This window comes from Chryseobacterium hagamense, assembly GCF_007991455.1.
Lineage (GTDB): Bacteria > Bacteroidota > Bacteroidia > Flavobacteriales > Weeksellaceae > Chryseobacterium > Chryseobacterium hagamense.
Genome location: NZ_BJYJ01000089.1, coordinates 1 through 853 on the forward strand (window position 1 = coordinate 1; position 853 = coordinate 853).

Here is an 853-nt window from a genome sequence, read left to right on the forward strand (position 1 = left end):
TTAGAAGCTGTTTGAATTATTTTTTTGAAAATAGGCAGAAAGGAATTATATTGTTTAAATGCGAATAAAAACATATAGTTCAGACCTTTCTGCCAGGAGCTGGAAAGTTATAAAAAATATCTTACCGGTAAAAAGAAAAAGCAAATGGGATTTGTATGAAATAATCAATGCCCTGTTTTATCTCACTAAAAACGGCTGTGTATGGCGGGATATTCCGGGAGAGTTTCCGCCCTGGCAAACGGTTTACTGGTATTATCGAAAATGGGTAAAAGATGGAACGTGGGATAACATTAACCGGTTATTGATAGCAAATAATCGCTTGATGGAAAACAAGGACTGGCAGCCCACCACAGCAATAATTGATAGCCAGACTACTAAAAACTCTTCTACAAGTACAGAGAATATCGGTATTGACGGAGGAAAACTTGTTAAAGGGAGAAAGCGATTCTATATTGTAGATACTCTGGGAAACCTTTTGGACAGCTTTGTGGTTGCGGCTAATTCATATGATGGAACCACAGCCATAAAACGTTGGTATGCAAAGTACTCGGAAAACGAATTGTTGGAAAACATAAAACTTATTTATGCCGATGGAACTTTTGGAGGCACTTTTCGCGAAGAAATGAAAAGAAAATATGAGATCGAAGTAGAAATACCCATTATTCCGATCGCTCAAAAGGGTAAAGTTGAAATTCATGAAAAGCGTTGGATTGTTGAAAGGACTATTGCCTGGACACTTAATAACAGAAGGTGCTGCAAAGATTATGAAAGAAAAACTGAAAATGCCAATGCCTATATTGTCATCGCAAACATCAGAAGACTAGCTAATAAAATTTAATTCAAACAGCTTCTT

General features: G+C 36.6%; 1 protein-coding gene. It reads left to right on the forward strand.

The genetic code is table 11. The features are described 5' to 3' along the window. Positions 1-58 precede the first annotated feature (58 nt). A complete protein-coding gene (locus CHA01nite_RS20365) occupies positions 59-838 on the forward strand; it encodes an IS5 family transposase (protein ID WP_146944829.1) in 780 nt (259 codons plus the stop codon). The last annotated feature ends 15 nt before the right edge of the window (positions 839-853 follow it).

Bases quoted from the DNA above. Each gene is read 5' to 3' on its own strand.
- CHA01nite_RS20365 (WP_146944829.1), top strand. From the start codon at position 59: ATGCGAATAAAAACATATAGTTCAGACCTTTCTGCCAGGAGCTGGAAA.